The 6959-nt window shown below is 61.0% G+C and carries 9 protein-coding genes and 1 pseudogene; 4 read left to right on the forward strand and 6 right to left on the reverse strand.

Going from position 1 to position 6959, the window contains the following annotated elements; translation table 11 throughout:
• A partial coding sequence (locus tag RMO23_RS16345) for a hypothetical protein (RefSeq protein WP_309683703.1) occupies positions 1-198 on the forward strand: 198 nt, incomplete at its 5' end.
• A gap of 879 nt (positions 199-1077) precedes the next feature.
• Here RMO23_RS16345 and RMO23_RS16350 read toward each other — a convergent pair.
• The 6 genes from RMO23_RS16350 to RMO23_RS16375 all read right to left on the reverse strand — a co-directional run bounded on the left by RMO23_RS16350 (position 1078) and on the right by RMO23_RS16375 (position 4919).
• Positions 1078-1338 (reverse strand): BrnA antitoxin family protein, encoded by a 261-nt coding sequence (locus tag RMO23_RS16350; RefSeq protein ID WP_309683705.1) that lies wholly within the window; start codon positions 1336-1338, stop codon positions 1078-1080.
• Complete coding sequence (locus RMO23_RS16355; RefSeq protein ID WP_309683707.1) at positions 1328-1603, reverse strand: BrnT family toxin; 276 nt, start codon at positions 1601-1603, stop codon at positions 1328-1330. Before RMO23_RS16355 ends, RMO23_RS16350 begins: the two co-directional genes overlap by 11 nt.
• 88 nt (positions 1604-1691) lie before the next feature.
• On the reverse strand, positions 1692-2288 hold the full coding sequence (locus RMO23_RS16360) for a hypothetical protein (protein ID WP_309683708.1): 597 nt from the start codon (positions 2286-2288) through the stop codon (positions 1692-1694).
• A gap of 17 nt (positions 2289-2305) precedes the next feature.
• Positions 2306-2692, reverse strand: coding sequence for a DUF488 family protein (locus RMO23_RS16365; RefSeq protein ID WP_309683710.1), 387 nt, complete (start codon positions 2690-2692; stop codon positions 2306-2308).
• Between the two features lie 55 nt (positions 2693-2747).
• Positions 2748-3023 carry a DUF3303 family protein gene (locus RMO23_RS16370; RefSeq protein ID WP_309683712.1) on the reverse strand — a complete coding sequence of 92 codons (276 nt, stop codon included), beginning with the start codon at positions 3021-3023 and terminating at the stop codon, positions 2748-2750.
• 282 nt (positions 3024-3305) lie between these two features.
• Positions 3306-4919, reverse strand: coding sequence for a B12-binding domain-containing radical SAM protein (locus tag RMO23_RS16375; RefSeq protein ID WP_309683715.1), 1614 nt, complete (start codon positions 4917-4919; stop codon positions 3306-3308).
• 282 nt (positions 4920-5201) lie between these two features.
• Between RMO23_RS16375 and RMO23_RS16380 the strand changes: the two genes are divergently transcribed.
• The 3 genes and pseudogenes from RMO23_RS16380 to RMO23_RS16390 form a co-directional block, all read left to right on the forward strand.
• Entirely contained in the window at positions 5202-6395 is a 1194-nt protein-coding gene (locus RMO23_RS16380) for a Fic family protein (protein WP_309683716.1), read from the forward strand.
• 75 nt (positions 6396-6470) lie between these two features.
• Positions 6471-6824, forward strand: a complete 354-nt coding sequence (locus RMO23_RS16385) for a hypothetical protein (RefSeq protein WP_405041617.1) — start codon at positions 6471-6473, stop codon at positions 6822-6824.
• Positions 6749-6959 (forward strand): annotated as a pseudogene (locus RMO23_RS16390) (IS3 family transposase); the annotation flags it as partial. The gene RMO23_RS16385 and the pseudogene RMO23_RS16390, both read left to right, overlap by 76 nt.

The raw sequence follows: 6959 nt of genomic DNA on the forward strand, positions 1-6959 counted from the left end.
AGCCCGATTGGTCTGCTGCCATGGCAAGGGTCTGTTGTTTCATCGTCATGTAACGCTTCACGCTCGGTTGCCGTGGACCTTAATCAGCGTAGCCCTAGCCAAGGAAACGCGCGCAAGGTTGAAATCTTCCCCGCTTTCTGGTTTCCCTTCATAGAATTTGAGCACCTTTCGATAGCGCTGCATCATTTCGCTCTCTAGCTTCTTAAGTCTCAGGTCGCCGCAGGCGACGTAGCCCATTCTTCCCGCCGGTTCACGACAGTCATAGACTTCCCTATCCAAGCAGGCGAAGTGGGCCGGTAGCTTGGTTGAGGGAGAGCAAGCATCGCCCGCTTCTAGAGCAAACGCCGAAGTTGGTGCCATCAAGAAGATCGCTAAGAGTTTCCACATAGTGATGAGCTCTAACGAATGAAAGGGACTTCCCCGTCCCGAGCGAGCCGCGTGTCGTGAGACTTGCGGTTGACGGCATCAAAGTGCCAGGATGGGAAGTGCAATCTTTTCATCATCTCATTCGGAAGGGGAAATCATGGCCATTATCACCATGGGGGTTGATCTCGCCAAAACCGTCTTTGCTGTGCATGGCGTGAATATAAGGCTTCGACAGGCTCAGCCCGAACGGTGGAGAGTGAATGGCGTTAGTTATTTAGCTATTAATTCAATAGCTGCCTGTACCCGACACATATGGGCTAGAGGCACAAAGCGCTTACAAAACCGCGAATCCCCGACTCCGCCCCCGACTGCGCCGTGTGGCAGGGCTGAGCAGCGCAGGATGGGCCGGATCAAAATTTCAGATGTCCGACGGGGTTATTGGGGTCAGACACCAATTTCGCTGCGGTGCGTCGCACCGCACCTTCCGGGCGAGCCGAAGGCTCGGCGAATTTGGGCTCTGACCCCAAAAACCCCTGAAATTTCCGGCCCAGCCGAGCAGCGCAAGGAATCGCGTAGCGACCCTGACTTCGGCTCGCCTTTTCTTTGCTTACTTTCTTTTGGCGAAGCAAAAGACAAGTGAGTCGCCTGCCGGGGCGAGACCCGGCCTGGTCGCAGAGAAGCAGCGCCTAACCCATGCAAGGCTTCAATACCTCAGCCCGAACGGTTTGAATTGGGCACCTTGCTCAGCCGTTCAGCCATGCGCGTTTGCCAGCCCGCACCGGTCGCCTTCCAGCGTTCAATGACGTCAGCGGGCAAGCGCAGCGAGATCAGCTTGCGCGGATTGGGCGACACCGGTCGTCCGCCTTTGTGGACCTTCGCGCGCAGCAGCATTTCTTCGGTGAGTTCAGGAAGCTCTTCGTACTCCTCGGGCATCACTGCATGTGCATCCACGCGCGTCAGGTCAGATTTCAAGGAGCGTTTTGATGCGGGTTTGTCCGCGTTCATTGGCCTTCCTCATGCTAAAGATGTGGCGATCCGCGCCACGCGGTGTATAGCCGACAACGACCATGCGGCCATCAAGAAGGCCAAAGCAGACGATGCGTTGCTCGCCATAGTCCTTGCGCGTGTCTTCGACCTCTACCGTGACGCCGGCAAAGACGACCGCAGCATCGGCAAAGTCCAGCCCACGTTCGGCCAGCGTCTTGTCGCGTTTGGCTGGGTTGAACGTGATTCGCACGAGGTTATTGTATCTACAAAAACCATGCAGTGCAGACGCTTTTGACGTGATGGCGCATTGCAGATGTCCAGTCTGGCTGAGACGAAGATCAGTCCCCGCCATCAAAAAACCCCTTGTACATATTGATGTTCCGCTCTTCGTTTTTTGGAAGCAAAGAGACCGACTCGGTGGCAAAGGGCTGCGCCAGCCCCGTCCCCCGGGTGATGCGGCTGTCGATGTACCAGTCCGCCCGGTGCCGCTTGAGCGCTTTTTCGATGAGGAAGCAGTTGGCCATGGCCCAGCTCGACGTCTTGAGCACGATGGCACGCGGCTGCCCGGCGGGCGGGCACTGGAACACCGGGGACGCCAGTGTGTCATCCGGGAAGGCGCGCCCCCTGACGGCCATGGCATAGGTACGGATGCCGGACTGCAGCTCCAGCGCGCGCTTGAATTCGCTCAGCTCCTGCAGCACCGCCAGCCGGGTGTGCGCCGGCGTCGTGTGGTACGAGAGCAGCAGTACCGAGTCATTCCAGACGTAGCCGTGGCTGTGCCTGGGCAGGCCGGCATTGATCTTCGCGACCGCGAACCGATGCATCTCCATCATCGCGAAGGAGGCGCGGCCGCTGGCCGCGACGCCCTTGGTGCCCACGAAGTCGAAGGCCGTGATGATGCACGCGGGCCAGTCGATGGAGGGGCTGGGCGTCATGGGGGTTGCGGCGCGGGCTATTCCAGCCTGGCTCCGCGCTCGGCGAGCAGCGCGCGCAGCACGGAGCGATGGCAATGCGCTTCGTCTTCGCAATAGCAGCCGACGGAGAAGTTGGCGTGCTGCGACAGCGCGGCCAGCAGGTCCAGTGCCCGGCTGTTGTCGGGCAGGGCCATTTCGGCGCGGTACTTCTTGATGAAGGCCTGCCAGTCCCTGGGCGTGGCGGCCTGCTGGGCCAGCTTCATGGTGGCGACGCTGGGCGCCAGGTTGGGGAACCAGACGTCGTACCAGTTCTGCGCGGCAAACGCCTGCCTGGGAACGCCGCGTGGCGGGCGGCGCACCGTGCCAATACGAATGCCTTCACCCTCGACCCGCGCGCTCCCCAGCCTGACCACACGAAGCACCATGGCTACCCCCTTGCGGGCGATGACGCCCCACGAACGATGTTGCGCGGGCCTGCGCTCAACGCTTGCCCAGCGACGCCAGCACCGCGCCGGCGTCGGCGTCCTCCAGGCAGGGCGTGACCTCGATCGGCAGCACGTCGGCCCATTGCGCCCGAAACAGGTACATGGCCTTGGCGTCGCTCGACTCGGCAATCGCGAAGCCCTGGCCGCTCATGCCGTGCCAGCGTCCCAGCAGTTCCACGCCCTTGGGCGGCGCGCCCCCGGTCTCGAGAAAGCGCGCCGTGGCGGCGCTGTAGCTACTCTGCGGCAAGCTCCAGCTGATGATGTATTTCATGACAGTCTCCAGAAGTCGTTGACAAGGGGTGCCGCGGCTTGCACACCGGCCGCGCGGCATCCCGATCCCATGGGCCGACCCGGGCTTGGGAAGCGTACACCCCAAAGCGGCGCAACGGAAGTCCCCCGTCCGGATTTGCCGGACGCTCAAGGGCATAGGCCGCCGGGGCGGTCCGCGCAGGCAGTCACATTGCTATCAATTCAATAGCTTCACACGCGCGCAAGATATGGGCAAGAGGCATAAAACACCGAAAAAACCGGCCCTGCACGGCGGCAACCGCCCTCAGGCCGCAGCCGCCGCCTTCTGAATCTCATCCTTATGCGCCTGCTGGCTCAGATGCCGCCCCTGCCGCTCGGCGCGATGTTTGGCAGCCGCCATGGGCAAGGCCAGCCGGCCGGCGTCCAGCAGCCCGGCCAGGCAGCTGGGCCGGGCGCGCGCGCCGCTGGCGCTGTAGTCGGCCAGCAGGGCGGCGCGCACCTCGTCGCCGTCCAGCTGCCTGACCGTGGTGAGGTGCTCGAACAGCAAATCCACCAGTTTTTCGAGCGCAAATTCATGCGTCTTGCCGGTGCTTTGCCACAGCCAGTCGCTGAAGGCCAGGAAGTGGTTGAAGGCCGAACCAGGCGCCAGAAGGAGCTTGAGCGCCAGCGCAAAACGCCCCGAATTGGCCACCATCTCCCAGTAGCGCGCAAAACGCTGGATGCGCTGCATGGTGGCAAAGTCGATCGTTGAATTCTGCAAGATCGTGTACGGCGTCTGCGGGTCATAGGCCATGGCGAAGTCGGCCGTGTGCCGGGTGATCGGCGTGCCGCGCAGGCGCTTCAGGATGCCAAACTGGATTTCGTGCGGCGCCAGTTCATAAAGGCGGTCAAAGCCCTGGGCAAAGCTTTCCAGCGTTTCACCGGGCAGGCCAAAAATCAGATCGGCATGGACATGGGCCTGGCTCTGCCCCACCAGCCAGCGCAGGTTGTCGGCAGTCTTCAGGTTGTCTTGCCTGCGCGAAATGCGCTGCTGCACCTCGGGGTTAAAGCTCTGGATGCCGACTTCAAACTGCAGCGACCCGGCCGGAAACTGCGCGATCAGCGCTTTCAGCCGGTCCGGCAGGCTGTCGGGCACGACTTCAAAATGCACAAAAATGTCGGGCGTGGTTTGGATGCGGTCGAGGAAAAACTGCAGAATGCGCACCGAAAAATCGACCTTCAAATTAAAGGTGCGATCCACAAACTTGAAGTTGCGCGCGCCGCGCTGGTAGAGCGCGTCCATCTCGGCCATGAACCGTTCAAGCTCGAAGGCCCAGGCGGTCTTGTCGAGCGAACTCAGGCAAAACTCGCACTTGAAGGGGCAGCCGCGCGAGGCCTCGACGTAGAGCAGGCGTTTGGCCAGGTCTTGGTCGGTGTATTCCTTGTAGGGCATGGCCAGGGTTGCCAGCGCGGGCTGCTCGCCGGCAATCACCTTCATCAAGGGCTTGGGGCCATCGAGCAGGGCCCGACACAGCCTGGGAAAACTCACATCGCCCCAGCCGGTCACCACATGGTCGGCCAGGCGGCAAATCTCCTGCTCACTGGTTTCAAAGCTGACTTCGGGCCCGCCCAGCACGACCTTGATGTCGGGCCTCAGGGTTTTGAGCAGCCGCACGACCTGGGTGGTTTCGACCACGTTCCATATATAGATACCGAGGCCGATCACCTCGGGCTCAAGCGCCAGCAGTTCCTCGACAATCTGCGTGGGCCGCTGCTGGATGATGAATTCGCGCAGCTGCGTCCGGGCGCGCAGCCCCGCCCCGCCATGCACATCCATATTGGCCAGCAGGTAACGCAGGCCCAACGAGGCGTGGATGTATTTGGCGTTGAGGGTCGCCACCACGATGGCGGGTGAAGGGACAACTTGAGGGGGAACCATGCCCGTATTATCAAAGTTTGTCCCCCCGCTTACTGCTGCGTGTACAGCTGCACAGCCATAAAACAGGGCATTACCGCTCTAATTCAGCAGCCTTTTGCGCAAGTATCGCAAGGGTGGAAGCCAATTTACTTATCAAGTGACGGGAGGCGTGCACGCCCAGCAAGTCCCTGGCGCCAGAGCTTGGAAAGTTGGCATAAAAGTACGCAAAATAGTTGGCAAAACTAGTGAAATTACAATTAAATCAATAGTTTACAAACATCTATAAGTTGGCAAAATGTAAGCATGTACACGAACCCTCACCAGTTTGAGCCCCCGCTGCCCGCCGACGCGCGCATGGAGCCGCTGTTAACCAAGGCGCACGACCTCTCCCGGGTGGCCACCACACTGGCAGGCACACGGGTGCCACCCGAACTGCGCAGTCTGCTGCGCAGCATGAATTCGTACTACACCAACCGCATTGAGGGGCAGCACACCCGGCCACACGAAATTGATCAGGCTTTACGCCAGGACTTCTCCAAAGACGCCGCGCTGGCCGCCAAGCAACGCCTGGCGGTGGCGCATATCGAGGCCGAGGAAGTCCTGGAGCGGCGTTACAACGGGCTGGAGGGTGCGCGCGCGCTGTACACGGTGGACGCGGTGCAGGAGATGCACCGTGAACTGTTTGGCAGCTTACCCCCGGCAGATCTGGTCACCCCAGAAAACGAGCCCATCGTGCCAGGGCAATTGCGCACGCGTGAAGTCAAGGTGGGCCAGCATGTGGCGCCGGCCCATGCCAGCGTGCCGCTATTTCTGCAGCGCTGGGCCAGCTTTTATGGCAACGTGCGGCGTGGCGAAGCGGCGCTGGTGGCCATGGCCGCAGCGCACCAGCGCATGGGCTGGATTCACCCCTTCATCGACGGCAACGGGCGCGTCATGCGGCTGCACACTCACACACTGCTCAGCGCCATGGGCTACACCGGGGGGCTTTGGTCGCCGCTGCGCGGATTTGCACGCAGCACAGAGCGCTACTACGCGCTGCTGGCCGATGCCGACAGCCTGCGCCGTGGCGATCTGGACGGGCGGGGAAACCTCAGCGAACAGGCGCTTATTGCCTGGATTGACTATGTGCTTGATACCTGCCTGGATCAGGTCGGGTTCATGTCCGGCATGCTGGATTTTGCATCCATGAAAGCACGCATTGAGGCCTGCCTGGTGTTTGAGGCCACCGTTGAAAAATCAGGTGTGCGGCAGGAATCCCTGCGCGGCTTGCACTACCTTTTTCTGAGTGGCGAGGAAATCGCCCGGGGCGACTTCAAGTCCATGCTGGGCATGAGTGATCGCGGTGCCACCGACGCACTGGGCACGCTCGTCAAGCGCGGGCTCTTGAAGTCTGACTCGCCGCAAGGCAAGGTTCGCTTCGGCCTGCCACAGCATGCCTTGCGGTTTCTGTTCCCACGGCTATGGCCAGAGGCCGAGGCAGACGCGGCCGAGCTCTGAGGCCCCAGTCACCGCCCGCCTGGCTTAAAAAACCCTCTGGAACTAATGCCTTCTCTGTCTGCTCACACTGTCACCATGAACTTCAAGCGTCCTTTGCTCAAAACCGCATTTGCTATTTTTTTAATAGCGGCTGGTGCAATCAGCACCTTGGCCACGGGCCAAAACCTTCAAAATAAGCTGCTGAACACCGGCACCAGCGCCAGTGGCCCGGTCGTCACCACCGAACAGGTGCGTGCCGAGTTGCTGGCCTGGGCGCCCGAGGGCGTGGAGGCCGGCAAACCGGTCTGGGTCGGCTTGCAGCTGGCGCATCAGCCTGAGTGGCATACCTACTGGAAGAATTCCGGCGATTCGGGCCCGTCGTCCACTCTGATCGTGGAGCACACTATCGCTGGCCCGGTTGGCTATCGAGGATCGGTGAAGCGAAATTGATTCGCTCGATGTCGCGCAAGGGGTGTTCACCTGACAACGCCGCATGCGAAGGTTTCTTCGGACGGCTGAAAACGGAACTGTTCTATCCTCGGGACTGGAAGACCACAACCATTGAGCAGTTCATTCAGATACTAG

Source organism: Polaromonas sp. (assembly GCF_031411155.1).
Taxonomy (GTDB): domain Bacteria; phylum Pseudomonadota; class Gammaproteobacteria; order Burkholderiales; family Burkholderiaceae_C; genus Polaromonas.

Coding starts and splice junctions, on each gene's coding strand:
- RMO23_RS16365 (WP_309683710.1), bottom strand. CDS start 2,692: ATGGTGCTTCGTGTGGTCAGGCTGGGGAGCGCGCGGGTCGAGGGTGAA.
- RMO23_RS16370 (WP_309683712.1), bottom strand. CDS start 3,023: ATGAAATACATCATCAGCTGGAGCTTGCCGCAGAGTAGCTACAGCGCC.
- RMO23_RS16360 (WP_309683708.1), bottom strand. CDS start 2,288: ATGACGCCCAGCCCCTCCATCGACTGGCCCGCGTGCATCATCACGGCC.
- RMO23_RS16385 (WP_405041617.1), top strand. CDS start 6,471: ATGAACTTCAAGCGTCCTTTGCTCAAAACCGCATTTGCTATTTTTTTA.
- RMO23_RS16380 (WP_309683716.1), top strand. CDS start 5,202: ATGTACACGAACCCTCACCAGTTTGAGCCCCCGCTGCCCGCCGACGCG.
- RMO23_RS16375 (WP_309683715.1), bottom strand. CDS start 4,919: ATGGTTCCCCCTCAAGTTGTCCCTTCACCCGCCATCGTGGTGGCGACC.